Genomic DNA, 20,208 nt, shown 5'->3' on the forward strand with positions numbered 1-20,208 from the left:
GATTTACATGCTTATTAAGGTTGGCTTAGAAGAACCCTAAAGGATTGACATCGTAGCTGATTAATAAGTTTTTGGTGTTTTGGTAATGGTCGAGCATCATTTTGTGAGTTTCACGGCCAATCCCCGATTTTTTGTAGCCACCAAACGCAGCGTGAGCAGGATACGCATGATAACAATTCACCCAGATACGGCCTGCTTCTATATTGCGACCCATTCGATAAGCTAAATTTGCGTCTCGTGTCCATACACCAGCACCTAAGCCATATTCCGTATCGTTGGCAACCTCTAGGGCTTCAGCTTCATCTTTAAAGGTAGTAATCGCAATGACGGGGCCAAAAATCTCTTCTTGGAACACTCGCATTTTGTTATGGCCTTTGAGCATCGTTGGTTGAATATAGTAACCGTTCCCGAGGTTATCCTGCTGCTGAGCCACTTTCCCTCCAACCAGGACTTCTGCTCCTTCTTGCTTGCCAATTTCAAGGTAACTCAGAATCTTGTCAAACTGCTCTTTAGAGGCCTGCGCGCCAACTTGAGTGTCGGTATCTAAAGGGTTCCCTTGTTTAATCGATTTTGCACGTTCAATCACCTTCGCGATGAATTTGTCATAGATTGATTCGTGAATAAGCACACGAGATGGACAGGTACAGACCTCACCTTGGTTGAAGAACGCGAGTAACATACCTTCAATACATTTGTCTAAATAGCTGTCTTCATGGTTAAAAATATCGGCAAAGTAAAGGTTTGGTGATTTCCCACCCAACTCAACCGTTGAGGGGATAAGACTTTCTGCGGCGCATTTTAATATGTGGTTCCCTACTTCTGTTGATCCAGTAAATGCGAGTTTGGCGACTCGGTTACTTGTCGCTAATGCTTGACCCGCTTCACTACCAAATCCATTAACAATATTGATGACACCAGCAGGTACTAAGTCGCCAATTTTTTCCATCAAAACCAGAATGGAGACAGGGGTTTGTTCTGCGGGCTTTAACACCACACAACAGCCCGCAGCGAGCGCTGGTGCAAGTTTCCAAGCCGCCATAAGCATTGGGAAGTTCCAAGGTATTATCTGACCAACAACGCCAATCGGCTCTGGAAAGTGGTAGCTTGCTGTGTGGGTATCAAGTTCTGCTGCACTCCCTTCTTGAGCGCGAATACACCCTGCAAAATAGCGGAAGTGATCAACAATAAGAGGCAGATCTGCGGCAAGGGTTTCGCGTACTGGTTTTCCATTTTCCCATGTTTCTGCTACCGCCAATTCCTCTAAATGTTCCTCGATTCTATCTGCTATTTTTAGCAGGATATTGGACCGCTCTGTAACACTTGTCGTGGCCCAACTTTGGCGAACAGCATGCGCCGCATCAAGAGCCAAGTTGATATCCGCTTCCCCGGAACGGGCTACTTTACAGAAGTTTTCCCCATTGACTGGAGAGCTGTTGTCAAAGTACTGTCCTTCCACAGGCGCGACCCACTCTCCACCAATGTAGTTGTTGTAGTGTGAGTGAAAATTAACGATAGACCCTTGGTCACCAGGCTGCGCATAAATCATAATTCGTTCCTTCATTTTCTGTTGAATGTTCATGGTTTGTGTTTAAAACATGTGGGTACTTTTCTTTTTGTGCCATCAAGTAAACGCAAATCACACGCCAACAAATAAAATATTGTTGTTAATGGTATGTAAAACTATGATTGCAAAACTGTTATGTAAATATCCGTATTTCGAATGTCATCAACGAGGCGAGTTGGAGTGTGTTCAAGTGTTCCATATTGGTACGCGTCGACTGTTACAAAATGGAACACTTACGTAGAGCAGAATATGGGTATGTTGATTAAGTACTGATGAAGGGTTTTAACATGCAACTTCAAACGAATGAGAAACCAGAGTGGTTGAGCTCTTCATGGAATCGAAGCAGCGATGCGGGTTTAAAACAGCGACGATTACCTGAAGACATTCGCCTATCGTCTCGGCTACTTAGTGAACGAAGACGCAAAACAAAAACGGTTATCGAAGCGGTGGAGCAACTTGCTTTGCCTCTGTTTAACCAAATGTTCGCCAGGTCCGATAGCCGATTAATCTTAACTGATCCGGAAGGCGTTATTCTTTCTAGTTGGGGTCAGCCCCGTTTTAAGGAAAAGCTCACCAGCATTGCATTGGGAAGTGGAGCGTGCTGGCTTGAAAGACTCAAAGGGACGAATGCGATCGGCACTGCGATTATTGAAGCGAAGCCGATTTCAGTGATTGGTAATCAACATTTCATTAAACAGCATCAGTTTATTAGCTGCTCAGCGAGCCCGCTATTTGATCACCTCGGAACTATGATCGGTGTTCTAGACATTACTAGCGAGCAACAGCAGCATGACATTTCCACTCAGGTTTTGGTTCAGAACATGATTCAACGGGTTGAAAATCACTTGTTGAACCATATCCCCCAAGGAGCAATTCGAATTGATCTCGCGTGCGAACAATCGTTACTTCATAGCGGTTGGCAAGGTATTCTGATTGCCGATGATGAGGGGCAAGTGCTGGCGAGTAATGGTGTCGCATTGCAGCTTCTTGCCCAACCTTCAGTGGTGGGCCATTCATTGGGCGAGATATTGGATTCATCGTCTTGTTCTTCAAGGTTGGTTTTTGAAAAACAGCATTTAGAAACGCCAAAGCGCCATGTACGAACTGTCTCTGCCTCGTGTGAATTGCATCATGGAGATAGCCAAATAGAGCATGCATGGCAACAAGCAAGCAAGATTGTTGATAAAGGGATCAGCTTGCTGATTTTAGGAGAAACAGGCGTCGGAAAGAGTGAATTCGTAAAATTGCTGCATAAGCAAAGTGCTAGAAAGCGTGGACCACTCGTCACCGTAAATTGTGGTGCATTACCTAAAGACCTCATTGAATCTGAGCTTTTTGGCCATGTAGCAGGCGCTTTTACAGGGGCGAACAATAAAGGGTTTGTAGGTAAAGTTCGACAAGCGGATAAAGGCATCCTATTTTTGGATGAAATAGCTGACATGCCCCTAGAAGCACAATGCCGTTTGTTACACGTACTGCAAGAGAAAGTGGTTGTCCCTATTGGTTCTACTCAGAGCCATAAGGTTGATATTCAGGTCATCGCGGCGACACACAAAGATGTTGAAACCTTGGTAGAGCAGGGTGATTTTCGGCAAGATCTCTATTATCGTTTGAATGGACTGACCTTGAGCTTACCAGCCTTGCGCGATCGGCAGGACAAGCGAGCATTGATCGAGTTGATTCATCTTAAGTATGCGCCAAGATCACAAACGATTTGTGAACAACTGATGGGACTTTTACTTAACCATAATTGGACTGGCAATATCAGGGAGCTTGATAACGTATTGAAAGTATCGACGTTGCTTGCAAGTGATGAGAATGTGCTATCAGAAGAGCATTTACCTGAACATTTGCTGCGATACGCAAAGCACAATACTGAGAAGCAGGCGTTTCCCACGAAAGACCTCAAGACGACGCTTGATCATACATTGCTTGAAACATTTCAAGCAACGAAAGGCAATGTGAGTAAAACCTCGAGGTTATTAGGAGTCAGTCGAAATACTATTTATCGAAAACTGAAAACACTCGGATTAATATAATGATAATTTAATCATTATATTAGTTTCCATTTTTTTAATATTTACTCTGCTAGAAAATAATCGAAATTTAATATTTATTAAACGCCCTATCTAGAGTTAATTCAGTACAGTCCAAACGGGGTACCCCCGCGTTTTTCTATAATGCAGTGTATTTTTAAGCGACAAATATGAGAGATTGTTCACGAATAGCACAACCGGTTGCATTAACGCAACCGGTTGTGCTTTTGTGCGTTGTTTTTTTTTGATACAGTTTCGCCATACTGACAAGTGATCAAAATGGAGTAAGAAATGAAAAAGATTTTATTGTGCTGTAGTGCTGGTATGTCAACGAGTATGTTGGTGAGAAAAATGGAACAAGCCGCTGCTAAAAGAGGGATAGAGTGCGAAATAGAAGCGCTAGCCGTCAACGCCTTCAATGAGGTAATCGCAGATTATGATGTTTGCTTACTCGGACCACAAGTGAGATTCCAGCTGGAAGAGCTGAGTAAAACTGCCGCCGAGCACGGGAAGAATATCGCCGCGATATCGCCACAAGATTACGGGATGATGAAGGGTGATGAAGTCCTAGACCAAGCTTTAAGTTTAATTGACTAAATAGACTCAATAATTAAAAAAATAATAGTTAACACTATATTAAAAAATATAGTGCGGGTTCGTTCGTTCAAAATATATAAGGATTTATACTATGAAGCTTTATGATGCGATAATAGGGTTCGTTGAAAAACGTATCGCGCCATTAGCCGCTAAGGTTGGAAACCAGCCTCATGTTAGAGCAATGCGAGATGGGTTTATTGTGGCAATGCCATTTATTATTGTCGGCAGTTTTATTTTAATCTTTGCCTTTCCTCCGTTTGGTGAAGATACACAAAATGCGTTTGGCCGAGTCTGGCTTGATTTTGCAACCCAAAACTTTGATGTCATTATGATGCCGTTTAATATGTCGATGGGCATAATGACAATATTTGTGTCTCTAGGCGTGGCATACAGTTTGGCGAAAGCTTATAAAATGGATGGCATCACCAGTGCGGTGTTGTCACTAATGAGTTTTTTACTGGTTGCTTCTCCTGCTACAGATGGGGCATTGTCTATGTCTCATATGGGCGGAACGGGTATTTTTACTGCGGTAATGTGCGCATTTTTCTCTGTAGAGCTATACCGCTTTATGAAGAAGCACAATATTACCATTCGCATGCCAGAGCAGGTTCCACCAGCGATTGCTCGTTCCTTTGAAGTCTTGCTACCAGTATTAGCCATTTTCGTCACTCTTTATCCACTCAGCCTGTTTGTCCAAGCAGAATTCGACATGCTGATTCCCGATGCTGTGATGGCCATGTTTAAACCTCTGATCAGTGCATCTAATACGCTGCCTGCTATCATCGGTGCTTTGTTGGTCTGTCAACTGCTATGGTTTGCTGGTATTCATGGTGCCGCGATTGTTGTTGGCCTACTGTCTCCTATTTTCTTAACCAATATTGGCGCGAACATTGATGCGTTTGTTAACGATCAGCCAGTACAAAACATCTTCACTCAACCTTTCTGGGATTTCTATATTTTCATTGGTGGCTCAGGTGCAACTCTAGCCCTCGTCATACTGATGTCATTCAGCCGCTCTGCTCACCTCAAAAGTATCGGTCGCATGAGTGCTGTTCCTGGTTTCTTCCAGATCAACGAACCGGTTATTTTTGGTAGCCCGATTGTTATGAACCCAATCCTATTCATTCCATTTGTTTTCGCTCCAATTATCAACGCAACGATAGCGTACTTCGCTGTGCATGTTGGATTTGTGGGTATGGGTGTGGCGACAACACCATGGACAACGCCAGCGCTTATCGGTGCGTCGTGGGGATCTGGTTGGACATTTGCTCCTGTTCTTCTTGTTATCGGGTTGCTGATCCTTGACTTGTTCCTATACCTGCCATTTTTCAAAATGTTTGAAAAGCAGCTCTTAGAACAAGAAAAAGAGGCCGCGACTGAAAGTAAAACCTCGTCATCGAAAGTCGGTAAAGCGGCAACAGCATAAACAATATTGTGCTGCTGGATGACTTAAGCCTGAACACTTAGATATTAAAACTTAGAGATTAAAACCTAGAGATTAAAACCTAGATCTGAAGACTTAAGCATGAAGGCAGCCAACTTTTAAATTTGGGAGAGAATCGTGGATCAAGAATTAGTGGTAATGGAAATTATTTGTAACGCAGGCGAGGCGAGAAGCCTCTGTTATGAAGCGCTGCGTTTATCAAGAGAGAATGACTTTGAAGGAGCAGAAAAAACACTGCTTCAAGCCAAAGAGTGTTTAAACAGAGCGCACTTAACGCAAACTCAGTTGATTGAACAAGATCAAGGGGAAGGCAAAGTCGCGATGACATTGGTGATGGTTCACGCTCAAGATCATCTGATGACCACCATTCTGGCCCAAGAAATGGCAACAGAAATGGTCGCATTGCATAAATTAATCGCTAAGTAAGGAACAATCATGGCTAAAGGATCATTAAAACTCGCCATCATCGGTGGCGGCAGTAGCTATACGCCCGAGTTGGTTGAAGGTGTATTGAAAAGACTGGAATTTTTGCCTGTAAAAGAAATCCACTTTGTTGATATTGAATCAGGTAAAAAGAAGCTAGAGATCATTGAATCGCTATCAAAAAGAATGGTGGCAAAGGTTAATGCCAACATTGTAATAAAAGCTGGATTCGACCGTAGAGAAGCGATCAAAGATGCTGATTTCGTTATGACTCAGTTCCGAGTGGGTGGTCTAAACGCCAGAGCCAGCGATGAACGCATTCCATTAAAGTATGATGTGATTGGGCAAGAAACCACGGGCCCTGGTGGGTTTGCTAAAGCGTTGCGTACTATTCCTGTCATTCTGGATATTTGTAAAGACATCGAAGAGTTGGCACCCAATGCATGGATGCTCAATTTCACTAATCCTGCGGGGTTGGTAACGGAAGCCATTGCCAAGTACAGCAAAGTCAAAAGTATTGGTTTATGTAATGTCCCTGTTTCAATGCAGATGATGATTGCAGAAATGATGGAATGTGAGCCTAGCGAATTGCAATTGGAGTTTGCAGGTTTGAACCATCTTGTTTGGGTAAATAAAGCATGGCTGAAAGGCGAAGACATCACTGCAACGGTTTTGCAAAAAGTGGGTGATGGCGCGAACTTTAGTATGACGAACATCTTCGAAGAACCTTGGGACCCTGATTTTCTTGAGGCACTTGGGGCGATACCTTGCCCTTACCATCGTTACTTCTATCAAACCGATGCTATGCTAGCAGAAGAAAAACAGAGCTCTAAAGAGCAAGGCACTCGAGCAGAGCAGGTGATGGCCACAGAAAAAGCGTTGTTTGAGCTTTATCAAGATGAAAGCTTGGCTGAGAAACCTAAGCAGCTAGAAGAACGTGGTGGTGCTTATTATTCGGACGCTTCACTCAACCTTGTCGATGCCATTTACAATAACAAAAACGGCATTCACGTTGTCAATGTATTGAATAATGGAGCCATCAGTAGCTTACCGCATGACGCTGTCATTGAGTGTAGTGCTGTTGTTGGAAGTTGGGGAGCGAAACCTTTAGCGGTGGGCAATCTTTCGCCTAAAATTAGTGGGTTACTACACCAGGTAAAAGCGTACGAGCAATTGGCGATCGAAGCCGCCGTTCATGGTGATAAAAATCAAGCGTTAATGGCGTTAGCAGCGAATCCGTTAGTGCCTGATATTACGAGAGCCAAAGCGATTTTGAATGATATCTTAAAGGAAAACTCAGATTATCTGCCTCAGTTTAAACAAGAGTCACCTGGTCAAAACAAACAATCTGGCTAAGAAAATAATCTGGGGTAAGTGAATGTCGTTTTTCTCGGGGGGAATATGAAAGTTATATTTAATGCTGATGATTTTGGGCTGACGGAAGGCGTCAACAACGGCATTGTGGAATCTCATCGAAATGGTGTCGTTAATTCAACAACCATGATGGTCGGTGTTGCATCGGAGGAGCATGCACTGACTTTATCGCGAGAATACCCAAACTTAAAAGTGGGGTTACACCTAAGATTTACAATGGGCGCCCCATTAACCAACCATGCTTGCCTTTATGGCGAGGATGGCCACTTTCCCGGTTTGGACACGTTTTGGGATAAACAAGATTTCGAGACGAATGCCGTGCATGATGAAGTGGTCGCACAGGTGGAATACTTTCTATCGATGGGCCTTTCATTGAGCCACATTGATAGCCACCACCATGCGCATAGCCATCCTCAAATTGGCCCGGTTGTGGAGAAAGTTGCCAAGCTTTATGGCGTTCCTGTTCGTGGTTTTGGAGGTATGGGTATCGAAATAGACGGTTGTCGGTACCTTTTTACCGATAAATTTTATGGAGATCAGGTCGATCTCGACACGCTCATTGTTCACCTATTAAGTTTGAAAGGGACCTATGATTTAGTCGAAGTGATGTGTCACCCAGCGATTGTTGATGATGCATTAGAGCAAGTCAGTAGTTACCGAGAGCCTAGACACAAGGAATTAACCATCCTAACCGATCCTCGCTTAAAAGAGAGGTTGCTTACTCGTGGTATAAAAATCACAGATTATTCTGAGTTAGATTTTATGCATCATAAAGACTGTGTATGATTAAGGCAGCCAGTAGCGATCCCCCTAGATCACCTTTCGCATGACTGGCTGTCACTTTATGCTTTTTAAACCTATGAGAACTCAACGCAATTATGGCTAGAATTAAAGATGTAGCAGAGCTGGCGGGCGTCAATCGTTCCACGGTATCGCGAATTATTAATGGGGAAGGCAAGTTTCGCGAAGAAACAAAAATGAAAGTTGAACGTGCAATGGCGGAATTGAACTACAGACCCAGTGCAATAGCACGTTCATTAGCAACATCCTCTTCGAACATGATGGGTTTACTGGTGACCTATTACACCGGTGGTTTCTTTGGAGAGATGATGAACCAGGTTCAAGCAGAACTTGATTCACACAACAAGTTTTTGATTACTGCCCAAGGTCACCATACCGCAGAAGGTGAACGAGAAGCGATTCGTCGTTTCCATGACTTACGTTGTGATGGCTACGTGTTACACAGTCGCCATTTAACGGATGACGAGCTAAGAGAACTCGCAAAGGAATCGACGCCGTTTGTGTTACTAGACCGAGAAGTCAAAGGTTTGGAAGAACGATGTGTGACTTTCAATCATTACGAGGCCAGCGCTTTAGCGGTAAAGAGGCTCATTGATCTTGGACATGAGCGGATAGGTTGTATTTCAGGTCCTAACTCTCGATTTAATAGCATCCAAAGAAAAGAGGGGTACGTCGATACGATGCGCATAGCTGGATTATCGACCAGTGAATCACTTATCGCCGAAGGGGACTACAGCCGAGCAAGCGGTTATTTAGCGGCAGAGGCACTATTAAAGCAACATCCCGACCTCACGGCTATTTACTCGTGCAGTGAAGAGATGACCGGTGGTGCCGTTCAGTATTTGCACGAACATTCTATTCAAATTCCGGCGCAAGTTTCTTTAATGAGCTTTGACAGCGTCGACTTATGCGAGGCTTTGTATCCTAAGGTATCCGCAGTGCACTTTCCGATCAGTCAGATGGCAAGAGTCGCGGTTCAGCGCCTCATGGCGCTCATCAATAAGGAACAAGTCGGAACTCAAGTGACATTTACAGCAGAGCTGAAACTGCGAAGTGCTGAAATCAGACTCAAATAAATCGGCCGCAGACACAAACTCTTCCTGTTCTCTTAAAGAGCCGTTACTGAACGTGCTCATTATTATTGTCTATTTCGGATCACTTTAGCCTGTTTGTGAACATTCGTTTTGCGAACAACCTGTTGTATTGTCTCTACACAGTTTCTTCTCGACATATCATTGCCGCAATACTTTGTTCTTTTAACAACAGTAACTTAACGACAGCCACTTAAAAATAGCCACTTAAAAACAGCGATTCAAAGCTTGCGGCTAAATAATCCAGACTTAGAATCCGCCTTTTTTCTGGGCGTCTTTGACCAATTTCTGGCGGTGCTGCTCCTGCTCTGATTGATGAGATCGTTCAGTCGCTTTGCTGTCCACAGAGTTTTTTCGGTCTAATACAAAATACTTGTTCGTCGTCATATCGATCACCTTCTAATTTAATGTCAAAAATATAAGGTCTTATATCGGAGTGCACATCCACCACTTTTAAAGTTTAGACGGTGTAGATAAAAGTATGAATTTAGCGGCCATTAAGTTGAGATTGGAGGTAACGGTGGCGTAGATAGGATGAGATATGGTTGTGTATTAAAACTAGGATGAGGGATTTGCTATACTGATCGTCTAGATTAAACGACATAGTCCACCATCATTGTCATGGATAGGAAGCGAGTATTGAAAAAGTGGCTTACGCTTGGAGCGGCACTAATGTTTGCTTCCCCAAGTTATTCAACATCGTCAGTCGATGTGTTAGCGATTGAATTTCCTCCTTACACGACTGAGTACAAAGCAGATGGCGGCCTTGCCGTACAAAAGCTACGACAGCACATTGCGATGTTGGACATGAACTTATCCGTTGTTATTTTGCCCCCTAATAGAATTGGTAAACGATTGTTGGTGGGTAATTGGTGTTTGAGCTTTTACCCTCCGCTAGATCCAAACAGCTCGAATGTTCGTAAGTGGGTGTTATCTGACGAGGAGATACCGCTAGGGTTTTATCGTTTAAGACAAGAGTCAGAATTTACATGGGAACAGCTTTCAGATTTAGAAGGCGTTTCTGTCGCTTTATTAAGTTCATACTCGAAACAAGGTCTCAATGCTTTATTTCGGAGCAATAAAATCGAAGTACAAGAAGTGAACTCATTAAAGCAAGGCTTTGAGCAGCTCATCAAAAATCGGGTCGATTACGTTTTTGCAGATAAGCATAGTGGCGAGTTTATTGCTGAAGAAAACAATGTCGATATGCAGCGACTTCAATTTTCAACGAGTTCGCTGAGCATTGAATATTTTCATGTTTGGGTCAATTTAGATTGCCAAGCTCTGGTCGATAAAATTTCTACTCACTGGTGAGTGTAACTGCCCAAGCTTCTGTGAGTCTGTTCTAAAAACGGTCACTTAATCAGTCTAATATCGCGTAATCGATGGGTTTTTAATCAAAATGACAGAAACCTCTTCTATAAGTGTTAACAGGGATTTTTAATGGGACACTTATCATGTTAACGCTTAACTATGCTATTGAAATTAAAACGGATGCACAAACAGTTTGGAAAATGCTGACGGAGCAGGATAACTATCAGCGATGGGCGACGGCATTTTCTCCCCAGTCTCAGTTTGAGGGGATATGGCGTGAAGGCGAAGATATGCTCTTTTTTGATCCTAATCTTGGAGGAACAAGGGCCAGAATTGACAAAATATCGTTGAATGAAGCGATTGAATATCATCATGTCGCGATTTTCTTTCCAGAGCATCAGCAAGATATTGACAGCGATGTCGCAGACAAATGGATTGGTTCTTCGGAAGCTTTTCACATCGCCCCTTTGGAAGGTTCGGTTGTGATTCAGGTGAGAGTAACAACCCATCCCGATTTCGTTTCAATGTTCAATAATGGATGGGAAAAGGCCCTGCCGAAGATTAAAGCACTCTGTGAACAGTCTTAAAACTAAAAAGAGTTTTCAGAAGAAAGCACTGAAACAGACATAGTGTTGAAACAGACATAGCACTGAGCAAGACTATTTTTCGGTATGTTGATAAACTGCCCATTAAATGAAACCACCGTCTAAGAGCAAACCATGAAACTTTGTGTCGATACTCATACGCATACCTACGCAAGTGGGCATGCTTACAGTACTTTGATTGAAAATGCGAAATCTGCCAATGAAAACGGATTGGCTCTTTTTTGTACCACCGATCACGCAGAATCGATGCCCGGTGCTCCTCATTACTGGTTTTTCTCTAATCAGCGAGTTCTTCCTCGATTTTTGGAAGGGGTCGGTATACTCAGAGGATGTGAAGTGAACATCATCAACCCACAGGGTGAGATCGATATTCCTCACTCCGTTGATCAAAACCTAGATTGGGTGCTAGCGAGCTTTCATGAGCCCGTTTTTAACCCTGTAGATAGTCAAACTCATACCACCACATTACTCAATGTGATCAAGAGTGGAAGAGTGGATGCACTTGGTCATTTAGGCAATCCTAATTTTGACTTTGATTTTGATGAAGTGATTCAAAGCGCTGCAACGCACAATGTCGCGATTGAAATCAACAACACATCACTAACGGGGAACAGCCGAGTTGGCAGTATTGAACGCTGCCAGGAAATTGCTCGGTTAGCGAAACACTATGGCGCTTATGTAACGACAGGCAGTGATGCTCATTTTTGTTTAGATGTAGGTAATTTGAATTTAGTGAGCGAGTTACTTGATACTGTTCAGATAGACCCTAGTAAGGTTATCACCAGTACACCTCGCCAGTTCTTAGACTTCCTAGAGTTGCGAGGTCGCCCTACAATCAAAGAGTTCAGCCATCTCTAATCCAGAACGTTTTAACTCAGCATATTGTTAGGGATAAGCTTAAGCACAATGTCAGGAAAAGTGTTCAATACGTTTGGCTTTCAGGTAAATTGAAACACTTTTCCGCTCTGATTTTTATACAATATCGATTACAATTCTGTTCACTCTCCGACTGAAAATTAAAAATGATGAAAAACCAATTTCTGATGTCTCTTGGCTTATCTCTGGCACTGAATGTCGTTTCATTGAGCGCAGTAGCCAATGATTTTAATATGACTGAAACGATGAAAAAAATGGGCTTTGAGTTTCGAGAAGCCGATCAAGCTGAAAGTGTTGAAGTGATGCAAGTGGCAGTGACTAACCTTTCCGAGTTAGTTGAGCTGGCCATTAATGCAGACCACCCGCAAGAAAAAAGCGAACTGTACAATGAAGGGTTTAACAAATTAACCGTCGCGATTGATACTGTAGAAACCTATCTTGCTAAGGGTGATTTAGACCAAGCCAAAAAAGAGCTACGTGAAGTAGATGACTTACGAGTAGAGTACCACCGAAAACGCAACCCTAGTATCTGGTCTAAAATATTTGGCTAATTGATGCAATCAACGTATTGAGGCTAACAAACGTATTGGGTTTAACAAAAGACAGCCGCCATAACCGTATTAGAAGAGAGTCGCTCCTTGTGGGGGCGACTTTTTATTTACGCGTTACCCACATTATCGTTAGAACGAGCAGCACCATCAGAACCCGCAGTCTCATCAAAAAGCTTGTTGGTTAAGTTAGCCATCGCGAAATCAATAAACACACGTAATCTTGTCGGCATGTACTTGGTTTGTGCATATTGCATCGCGATTGCACCGTGGTAGCTACTCTTTATTGTCCAATCTGGTAATACGGGAACAACCTGTTGCTCTTGAAGTGCATCCTTTACAACAAAGTCATGAAAAATGCCGATTCCAAGCCCGCTCTTTACGCCATTTAAACGCATCTGAGAGTGATTGACCGCGTATCGGCCAGATATTGTCAGCGTATGAAACTCATCATCTTTTAAGAAATCCCAAATATTGTCTTGTTCCGTTTCCGCAAGATATAAACAATCATGCTCAACAAGTTCAGTCGGGTGTGAAGGAAGCCCTCGGTTAGCGATATAATCGGGACTTGCACACAACACTAAATTAGTTTGGCCGATTTCTTTCAACACCAGTTTTTCATCGGGCTTATCAGTGAGCTTGAATGCGACATCAATACCTTGTTTAAAAAGGTCGATTTCACCATCAGCCGCGCGTAACTTGAGTTGGATAAATGGGTACTGTTGCAGAAAGGGCACGACATAAGGCTGTAACACTGAATTCAAAAACGCTTCAGGCGCTGCCACGGTTAACGTGCCTGATGGTTCATTATGATCTTCGGTCGACACTTCCACGGCTTGCTGCGCGGCATTCACCATAATAACGGCTTGATCATAAATTTTTTGCCCCGCTTGAGTGATGATCAACTTGCGAGTTGTTCGCTCAAACAATTTTACATTCAAAGCGCTTTCCAAACGTGTGATCAACTTGCTTAATGCAGAAGGGGTCACATTGAGTACTCTAGCGGCGGCCGTAAAACTGCCTTCATTCACCACTAAGATGAACGAAGCTAAGTCGGGCAGAAGAGCTATCAGTTTGGGATTGAGCATAAGGAATAGAATGTTCTAACAATCGAGCCATAAAGCTGATTATTGCTGAAAAAAACCATCGAGTCATCATTAATAACGATGAGGTGGATTTCTTCACTGACTCTAACATGTCGTCAATTCAAAGTTTTTACTCTAATTGTGAGCTCACTGTTGAAAAGTCGGTTAATAACCCTCCAAATAAAAGCAATAACGATGCACACTAGAGGTATGTTATTAAATTGTTAACTGTGAGCCTATGTTCAATACTATCCCTGCGCCAGAGTCGCTTATTAGACAAGACGGACAGCCTATATTTGGCCAGTTTGATGGTGCTCCTTTAAGACTTGGGGTAGAGCACTTTTGCTACAGCACAGAAATGGATAAGAAAGCGGGGAAGTGGGCTAAGTATTTTCATTATAAGCAGTTTCAATTTACGAGCATTGTGACAGAAAATTATGTCATCGGTTTGGCCATTGCAGATATTCGCTATGTGACAAGCGCCTTCTGTTATCTTTATGACATTCAAAAAGACCAATTATCAGAAGTCAGCTGGATCAAACCTCTCGGCATCGCTTCTACGATAACAAACTCTCCGAGCAATGGCATCACAACACTGAATGGCGAACCGATTAAGTTCGATATTCAGCAGCAACAGTGGCGAGTAGTGATCAACAACAACGCGATTCACGCAGACCTCTTTTTTACACCTCAGTTAAATAGCTTACCGTTGTCGATGTGCACGCCAACAGGGTATTCCGGCTGGACTTACACTCAAAAACACAATGCGCTGTCTGTGAGTGGGCAGCTTAGCATCGATGGAGAGGAGGTCGGCTTGGATTCTGCACTTGCTAGCTACGACTTTTCGTCCGGTTACATGAGAAGAGAGACCAGCTGGCGTTGGGCAAGCATCAATACCATGTTGGGTCCAGTTAAGTTGGGGCTCAATTTAGCCGCGGGTGTCAATGAAACGGGCAGCAGTGAAAATGTGGTGTGGGTTGATGGCATTCGTCACTTCTTTGGGCCTGTGCATTTTGAATTCGATCGTAGTAACCAAGAGAAGCCTTGGCGAATTTACTCCCATGATGGGCAAGTTAACTTAACGTTCATTCCACTCAATAAACGCAGTGAAAAACTCAATCTATGGCTACTAAAAAGCAACTTTCGTCAGTTTATCGGTCACTTCAATGGGACGATAAAAGATTCCTCGGGCAACGCTTATCAACTCGTCAATTGCCTTGGTTTAACTGAAGACCATTTTGCTCGCTGGTAAGGATGAATATGGACATTTCTAAACTCATTGCTCACCCTGAATCGCTACTGCTCGTTTTAGCTCCGGTATTTCTATTATGCATGTTGGCTGAGTACTATTTAGGCCAAAAACGGGGTCGATTACCTGAGAACTCCTCCTATCACCTCAAAGAAGTGCTGTGTAATTTTACACTCGCCGGGATGCATCAGCTGAGTGATTTACTGACGGGCCTTCTGATTGCTAATCTTTATATTTGGCTATTTGGTTGGAAAATGTTTGATATTGATATGAACCTAGCCAGTTTCATATTACTCATGGTTCTACAAGATTTTTTCTATTACTGGTTTCACCGAGCCAGTCACCGTATCCGCTGGATGTGGGCAGCGCATGTTGTTCATCACAGCTCGGAGCGGATGAACTTTAGCACCGCGTTTCGTCAGAGCTTAATGTACCCTTTAGCTGGCATGTGGCTGTTTTGGGTGCCGTTAGTGGTGATCGGTTTTGAGCCTAGTTGGGTAATTTTTGTGGTATTGCTTAACCTTGGTTTGCAGTTCTTTGTTCATACGCAGTGGGTGCGTACTTTAGGCTTTTTAGAGTATGTGTTTAATACGCCATCCCATCACCGTGTTCATCACGGCGTGAACGCTCAATACATTGATAAAAATTACGCAGGTGTGCTCATTGTATGGGACAAGTTATTTGGTTCGTTTGAACCAGAGATAGAACCCGTTCGCTACGGGATATCCAAACCCATCAAGAGCTTTAATCCATGGACGGTGACCTTTACGGAGTGGAGAAACATGTTCGCCGACGGTTTTTCTTCGTCAAAATCGCTCATACAAAAGGTGAAGGTGTTCTATTCGTCCCCCTCTGACTGATCACATGAGTTCGCTGCTTAGTTGGAACATGTTACTTTCAAGCACATGCTTGCCGACAATCGAGTCAGTAAACTCTTGGTTGAGCTAATGGCTTTCCTTTCATCTGTGCGTATTTCTGCCACCTTACCCGTTTAATTTCATTGTGTATTTTGGTTTCTGATAGTAACGCAGCAGTCAAATGTTATTTCTTCATTTAATTACGCCTTTCAACTGGATAAACGGCGGGTTACTAACTATAAAACTATTAGTAACATTATAAAAATTAACTAAGGAATAGTTATGAAATTTAGCCACAAAATTGTTGCGGCGTCCTCTTTGCTCCTTCTGGTAACCGTTTCAGCTCTCACCGCTAAGCAATACTTCACGATGCAAGAGGAACTCAAACAACAGGTGGAAGCCAGTGTTACTGAGATTGTCGATGGAGTGAGAAACACGGTGGCTGCGGAGATCAATGGTCGTAAAGCCATCGCGGCCTACTCAACCAGTATGATTGAATCGGATCTCTCTCCAGAGAGAATAGCGAATGTCATTACACGACCAATTGTAAAAGATACATTTTTGCTCGCTGGTTTAGGGTTTGAGAGTGACGGTTCAAACATCAATAACGACCCAAATTGGAACCCAGGACCGACTTGGGATCCTAGAGCAAGGCCTTGGTATAAAGATGCCAAGAACGCTAACCGACTTATTATTACCGCACCTTATGCCGATTCAGCCACTAACGAAATTTTGGTGTCTATTGCGACACCTGTGAAAGATAACGGCCGTTTCATTGGGGCGATCTTTTATGACGTGTCACTGGCTCGTCTTGCTGAACTGGTTAACCAAGTTAAACTTTTCAGCGCGGGTTACGTTTTCATTGTCGCGGGTGACGGTACTACCATCGCGCACCCAGATGCGAAGAAAAATGGCACACCAATGTCTGGATACATGCCAAATGTCAGTATTCTAGAGGAGCCTCAGCAAGTTGTACTTGATGAGACTGCGTATACGCTTGATTTTGCAGCTGTGCCCGGGGAAGACTGGTTTGTTGGTGTGGTGCTTGATGAAAGCATTGCTTACGCTTCCATTGACGACCTGCGCAATAGTTCGATTCTTTATACCCTTGTGGCGCTATTGATCAGTATTGCCTTGTTACTCATCTTGATTAAAGCGTTGATGAAACCTTTGGATGTACTCAATACCGCGATTCAAGGTGTGGCCTCTGGTGAAGGGGATTTAACGCAACGTTTAGATACCAATACTGACCAAGAATTCTCTCAACTGGCAGAAGGCTTTAATACCTTTACTGGGACCTTGCAGCAACTGATCAGTCAATCTAAAGCGATTGGCGTTGAAATACTGCGCGGTTCAGAAATGACATCCAGTGGTTTGCAACAATCAGCGAATGCAATGCAAGAACAGCTGCATGAATTAGAACAACTGGCGACCGCGATGCATGAAATGGCAACCACGTCCGCCGATGTTGCTTCTAATGCTCAAGGGGCAGCTTCAGCCGCTCAAGTGGCTGATGATGCAACCGTTGATGGCACTGCCGTGGTCAACGATACGACAAGTGCTATCGACGAACTGTCAACCCGAATTGATGAAGCGGTTTCAGAAGTGCAAGTACTCGAATCCGCCACTGACAACATAGAGACGATACTAAAAGTCATTAACGACATTGCTGATCAAACCAACTTACTTGCCCTCAATGCGGCGATTGAGGCGGCACGTGCTGGCGAATCTGGTCGTGGTTTTGCAGTCGTGGCCGACGAGGTAAGAACGCTTGCTCAACGGACTCAGGAATCCACCACTGAAATTCGTAATATGATTGAACAGCTCCAAGCGGGGGCCAGTTCGGTATCGAATGCCATGAACCAGAGTAAAGAGACCGCTATTAATGCAGTCGCGCGTGCTCAGGAAGCTAATGGCGCCCTAGATAGAATTCGTGAGGCGATACAGCAAATCAGTGACATGAACATTCAGATCGCTTCTGCTGCTGAAGAACAGAGCTTAGTGGCTGAAGAAATTAACAATAATACCGTTAAGATTAAAGACCTTTCTGTTCAAGTTTCAGACTCGGCATCAAGTGCCAATGATGCCATGCTGGTGCAAACAGAAAATGTTCGAGAGCAAGACGCCATTCTTAACAAGTTCATTGTGTAAGGGGATTCATGATATCGATGCGTTCATGATATAGATGAATTCATGACACAGATGCGTTCATGGCATAGGGAATTACCGAGCACAGAGTTCACTCCCTTTACTGCCTGTTTTCACCGATTTTGTAGAGTTGGTGTTTAAACAGGCAGTTTTCAATCTAATAGAAAAAAGCCACTGCCTTGTTAACGAATAAGGCAGTGGCTTTATAGTTTCAACGCTTTGGTTGTATAACATTGGTTGTATTACGTTGGTTCTAATGCTTTGTTTTTAGCATTTTGTTTTCAACGCAATGGCTTTAACCATTTGCCTAGAGCCTAGAGCCTAGAGCCTAGAGCCTAGAGCCTAGAGCCTAGAGCCTAGAGCCTAGAGCCTAGAGCCTAGAGCCTAGAGCCTAGAGCTTAGAGCTTAGACTTCAAACTCAGCAACCAGGCTATCCAGCTTCTGACATTGCTCAGATAAGCTCATGCAGGCATTATCAGCGCTGTTGACCATCTCAACCATTTGGTAGCTATTATCAGCGATGCGCTGAACGTTCTCGTTGACTTCATTACTGACGTTAGATTGTTGGCTCGCAGCTGAAGCAATTTGGGTGTTCATTTCGTTCATTTGTGCAATGGAATGGCGAATTTTATCCAATGATTCCGCCGCGGAGCCAGCGGTATCGATGGTGGCATTACTGCTGTTTTTACTCGCATCCATGACACTAACGGCCTGTTTTGCGCCTTCTTGCAGCTTTTCAATCATGGATTGAATTTCACCGGTACTTTCTTGTGTTCTGCTCGCAAGTGAACGAACTTCATCAGCCACGACGGCAAATCCTCTTCCTTGCTCTCCAGCACGTGCTGCTTCAATGGCGGCATTGAGGGCGAGTAGGTTGGTTTGATCGGCGATACCACGAATAACATCAAGGATCGATACGATGTTACCAACGTCGGTATCCAATGTATGAATCACTTGGCTAGCATTATCTATTTCAGTCGATAGGTTTTTAATTGATTCGACCGTTTGGCCCAAAATAGCACTGGTTTGGTCAGCTTCATTATTTGCACTGCTACTTGCTTGAGCGGCATCATTGGCATTGTCACTCACTGTGGAACTGGTCACTTGCATCTCATGTACTGCAGTGGCCACAAGCTCACTTTCTTGTTGTTGATTGGAGCTAAATAGAGCAATGCTTTGAGTGAGAGACTTAATGTTTTCCATATCTGCACGAACTGCATTTGAAGAGATAATAACTTCTTCAACCGTGACATGAATCTTCCCGACAAATTGATTGAACGAGTTTGCAACGCGGCCCAGTTCATCTTGGCTTGTTACTTCCAGGCGCTTCGATAAGTCACCATCGCCTTGTGCAATCTCGGCCATCGCTTTTTCAATATCTCTAAGCGGTGTAATGACGAATCGTTTGATCATCCAAAAAGCGATAGCGCCTGTGATTAATGCAATCACCAAACCAATTTCAACCGTCAGTTTACCGGTGGTAATCGAGTTGTCGACATCGTGACTTAAAACTGCCTGTTTATCTTTAATTTGGCTGCTGATCGCTTTGAGGTTGGCTCGGATTGTTTTGAACTCAGCGTCCAGCTTATTCTGGTTTAGTGAAAGATACTCAGCGGCATTATCTGGCTGATTGATGGCGACTTCATAAAGCTTTATCCAACGCTCACTGGATGAGAGCATTTCTTTAAATTCATCAGCGCTGTTACTGGACAAAAAATCGATATCATAAAGTCGTTTCACTTTGGTCATCCGGGGGATGATGCTGTATGCGTCATCCTTGAATTCTGCGATATGGTACTGCGTTTCCTGCTCACTTTGACTGGTGGCGACTCCCTCGGCGGCAACGATGACTTGGAAAATATCTCGATAAGCTTCTTCGAGACTCATCATCGCCGGCTGTACTTCTTCACTTAGAAGAGAATTCATTGCCTCCTGCTTGTTTGCTTGAATAACAGAGAGCAAGGTTGATGCAATAAACACGAGTAAAATAGTAAATAATGGAATGCTGATTTTCTGGGAAATGGATAAACGATTCATGAGGTTATTCCGTGAGTATGATGAATGTGATGCATATCAGTAAGTATGGCACGCTATTTGGGTAAATTATAGATAATGAGATCAATATTCACCAATCAAGAGTGTTGATTTTCATAGAAATTTTCTATCGAAAAGATTAATGATTGTAAGTTATGAAGT

The 20,208-nt window shown here is 43.4% G+C and carries 18 protein-coding genes; 14 read left to right on the forward strand and 4 right to left on the reverse strand.

Going from position 1 to position 20,208, the window contains the following annotated elements; genetic code table 11:
* Positions 1-25: 25 nt before the first annotated feature.
* Positions 26-1,546 (reverse strand): aldehyde dehydrogenase family protein, encoded by a 1,521-nt coding sequence (locus QF117_RS02890; RefSeq protein WP_017036250.1) that lies wholly within the window; start codon positions 1,544-1,546, stop codon positions 26-28.
* Between the two features lie 305 nt (positions 1,547-1,851).
* Here QF117_RS02890 and QF117_RS02895 point away from each other — a divergent pair, with 305 nt between their 5' ends.
* The 7 genes from QF117_RS02895 (at position 1,852) to QF117_RS02925 (ending at position 9,315) form a co-directional block, all read left to right on the forward strand.
* Complete coding sequence (locus QF117_RS02895; RefSeq protein WP_282386068.1) at positions 1,852-3,603, forward strand: sigma-54-dependent Fis family transcriptional regulator; 1,752 nt, start codon at positions 1,852-1,854, stop codon at positions 3,601-3,603.
* A 288-nt stretch (positions 3,604-3,891) separates the two neighbouring features.
* Positions 3,892-4,197 (forward strand): PTS sugar transporter subunit IIB, encoded by a 306-nt coding sequence (locus QF117_RS02900; RefSeq protein ID WP_017036248.1) that lies wholly within the window; start codon positions 3,892-3,894, stop codon positions 4,195-4,197.
* A 91-nt stretch (positions 4,198-4,288) separates the two neighbouring features.
* The gene (locus QF117_RS02905) at positions 4,289-5,623 is read left to right on the forward strand and encodes a PTS sugar transporter subunit IIC (protein ID WP_282386069.1); all 1,335 of its coding nucleotides are present in this window, start codon (positions 4,289-4,291) and stop codon (positions 5,621-5,623) included.
* 135 nt (positions 5,624-5,758) lie between these two features.
* Positions 5,759-6,067, forward strand: a complete 309-nt coding sequence (locus tag QF117_RS02910) for a PTS lactose/cellobiose transporter subunit IIA (protein ID WP_017036246.1) — start codon at positions 5,759-5,761, stop codon at positions 6,065-6,067.
* Positions 6,068-6,076: 9 nt separating this feature from the next.
* On the forward strand, positions 6,077-7,420 hold the full coding sequence (locus QF117_RS02915; protein WP_282386070.1) for a 6-phospho-beta-glucosidase: 1,344 nt from the start codon (positions 6,077-6,079) through the stop codon (positions 7,418-7,420).
* A gap of 45 nt (positions 7,421-7,465) precedes the next feature.
* Positions 7,466-8,224: a chitin disaccharide deacetylase gene (gene chbG / locus QF117_RS02920; protein WP_282386071.1), complete on the forward strand. Its 759-nt coding sequence runs from the start codon at positions 7,466-7,468 to the stop codon at positions 8,222-8,224.
* Between the two features lie 92 nt (positions 8,225-8,316).
* On the forward strand, positions 8,317-9,315 hold the full coding sequence (locus QF117_RS02925; protein ID WP_282386073.1) for a LacI family DNA-binding transcriptional regulator: 999 nt from the start codon (positions 8,317-8,319) through the stop codon (positions 9,313-9,315).
* Between the two features lie 264 nt (positions 9,316-9,579).
* Here QF117_RS02925 and QF117_RS02930 read toward each other — a convergent pair whose 3' ends face one another.
* A complete protein-coding gene (locus tag QF117_RS02930) occupies positions 9,580-9,717 on the reverse strand; it encodes a hypothetical protein (RefSeq protein ID WP_282386074.1) in 138 nt (45 codons plus the stop codon).
* 252 nt (positions 9,718-9,969) lie between these two features.
* On the opposite strand from QF117_RS02930, the gene QF117_RS02935 reads away from it, so the two are divergent.
* The 4 genes from QF117_RS02935 (at position 9,970) to QF117_RS02950 (ending at position 12,676) form a co-directional block, all read left to right on the forward strand.
* On the forward strand, positions 9,970-10,644 hold the full coding sequence (locus tag QF117_RS02935; RefSeq protein ID WP_282386075.1) for a transporter substrate-binding domain-containing protein: 675 nt from the start codon (positions 9,970-9,972) through the stop codon (positions 10,642-10,644).
* 143 nt (positions 10,645-10,787) lie between these two features.
* On the forward strand, positions 10,788-11,231 hold the full coding sequence (locus tag QF117_RS02940) for an SRPBCC domain-containing protein (protein WP_282386076.1): 444 nt from the start codon (positions 10,788-10,790) through the stop codon (positions 11,229-11,231).
* 132 nt (positions 11,232-11,363) lie between these two features.
* Entirely contained in the window at positions 11,364-12,107 is a 744-nt protein-coding gene (locus QF117_RS02945) for a phosphatase (protein WP_282386078.1), read from the forward strand.
* A 164-nt stretch (positions 12,108-12,271) separates the two neighbouring features.
* Positions 12,272-12,676, forward strand: coding sequence for a cytochrome b562 (locus QF117_RS02950; RefSeq protein ID WP_282386079.1), 405 nt, complete (start codon positions 12,272-12,274; stop codon positions 12,674-12,676).
* A 107-nt stretch (positions 12,677-12,783) separates the two neighbouring features.
* Here QF117_RS02950 and QF117_RS02955 read toward each other — a convergent pair whose 3' ends face one another.
* Complete coding sequence (locus QF117_RS02955) at positions 12,784-13,761, reverse strand: LysR family transcriptional regulator (RefSeq protein ID WP_282386080.1); 978 nt, start codon at positions 13,759-13,761, stop codon at positions 12,784-12,786.
* 235 nt (positions 13,762-13,996) lie between these two features.
* Between QF117_RS02955 and QF117_RS02960 the strand changes: the two genes are divergently transcribed.
* The 3 genes from QF117_RS02960 to QF117_RS02970 all read left to right on the forward strand — a co-directional run bounded on the left by QF117_RS02960 (position 13,997) and on the right by QF117_RS02970 (position 18,015).
* The gene (locus tag QF117_RS02960; RefSeq protein WP_282386081.1) at positions 13,997-15,010 is read left to right on the forward strand and encodes a DUF2804 domain-containing protein; all 1,014 of its coding nucleotides are present in this window, start codon (positions 13,997-13,999) and stop codon (positions 15,008-15,010) included.
* Between the two features lie 8 nt (positions 15,011-15,018).
* Positions 15,019-15,867 carry a sterol desaturase family protein gene (locus tag QF117_RS02965; protein ID WP_282386083.1) on the forward strand — a complete coding sequence of 283 codons (849 nt, stop codon included), beginning with the start codon at positions 15,019-15,021 and terminating at the stop codon, positions 15,865-15,867.
* Between the two features lie 279 nt (positions 15,868-16,146).
* Positions 16,147-18,015, forward strand: coding sequence for a methyl-accepting chemotaxis protein (locus QF117_RS02970; RefSeq protein ID WP_282386084.1), 1,869 nt, complete (start codon positions 16,147-16,149; stop codon positions 18,013-18,015).
* Between the two features lie 402 nt (positions 18,016-18,417).
* Here QF117_RS02970 and QF117_RS02975 read toward each other — a convergent pair whose 3' ends face one another.
* Positions 18,418-20,049: a methyl-accepting chemotaxis protein gene (locus QF117_RS02975; protein WP_282386085.1), complete on the reverse strand. Its 1,632-nt coding sequence runs from the start codon at positions 20,047-20,049 to the stop codon at positions 18,418-18,420.
* Between the last annotated feature and the right edge of the window lie 159 nt (positions 20,050-20,208).

Source organism: Vibrio sp. YMD68, from assembly GCF_029958905.1.
Lineage (GTDB): Bacteria > Pseudomonadota > Gammaproteobacteria > Enterobacterales > Vibrionaceae > Vibrio.

What these genes read in the sequence shown, in the direction of transcription:
- QF117_RS02890 (WP_017036250.1), bottom strand. Translation starts at nt 1,546, where the DNA reads ATGATTTATGCGCAGCCTGGTGACCAAGGGTCTATCGTTAATTTTCAC.
- QF117_RS02895 (WP_282386068.1), top strand. Translation starts at nt 1,852, where the DNA reads ATGCAACTTCAAACGAATGAGAAACCAGAGTGGTTGAGCTCTTCATGG.
- QF117_RS02900 (WP_017036248.1), top strand. Translation starts at nt 3,892, where the DNA reads ATGAAAAAGATTTTATTGTGCTGTAGTGCTGGTATGTCAACGAGTATG.
- QF117_RS02905 (WP_282386069.1), top strand. Translation starts at nt 4,289, where the DNA reads ATGAAGCTTTATGATGCGATAATAGGGTTCGTTGAAAAACGTATCGCG.
- QF117_RS02915 (WP_282386070.1), top strand. Translation starts at nt 6,077, where the DNA reads ATGGCTAAAGGATCATTAAAACTCGCCATCATCGGTGGCGGCAGTAGC.
- chbG (WP_282386071.1), top strand. Translation starts at nt 7,466, where the DNA reads ATGAAAGTTATATTTAATGCTGATGATTTTGGGCTGACGGAAGGCGTC.
- QF117_RS02925 (WP_282386073.1), top strand. Translation starts at nt 8,317, where the DNA reads ATGGCTAGAATTAAAGATGTAGCAGAGCTGGCGGGCGTCAATCGTTCC.
- QF117_RS02930 (WP_282386074.1), bottom strand. Translation starts at nt 9,717, where the DNA reads ATGACGACGAACAAGTATTTTGTATTAGACCGAAAAAACTCTGTGGAC.
- QF117_RS02940 (WP_282386076.1), top strand. Translation starts at nt 10,788, where the DNA reads ATGTTAACGCTTAACTATGCTATTGAAATTAAAACGGATGCACAAACA.
- QF117_RS02945 (WP_282386078.1), top strand. Translation starts at nt 11,364, where the DNA reads ATGAAACTTTGTGTCGATACTCATACGCATACCTACGCAAGTGGGCAT.
- QF117_RS02950 (WP_282386079.1), top strand. Translation starts at nt 12,272, where the DNA reads ATGATGAAAAACCAATTTCTGATGTCTCTTGGCTTATCTCTGGCACTG.
- QF117_RS02955 (WP_282386080.1), bottom strand. Translation starts at nt 13,761, where the DNA reads ATGCTCAATCCCAAACTGATAGCTCTTCTGCCCGACTTAGCTTCGTTC.
- QF117_RS02960 (WP_282386081.1), top strand. Translation starts at nt 13,997, where the DNA reads ATGTTCAATACTATCCCTGCGCCAGAGTCGCTTATTAGACAAGACGGA.
- QF117_RS02965 (WP_282386083.1), top strand. Translation starts at nt 15,019, where the DNA reads ATGGACATTTCTAAACTCATTGCTCACCCTGAATCGCTACTGCTCGTT.
- QF117_RS02970 (WP_282386084.1), top strand. Translation starts at nt 16,147, where the DNA reads ATGAAATTTAGCCACAAAATTGTTGCGGCGTCCTCTTTGCTCCTTCTG.
- QF117_RS02975 (WP_282386085.1), bottom strand. Translation starts at nt 20,049, where the DNA reads ATGAATCGTTTATCCATTTCCCAGAAAATCAGCATTCCATTATTTACT.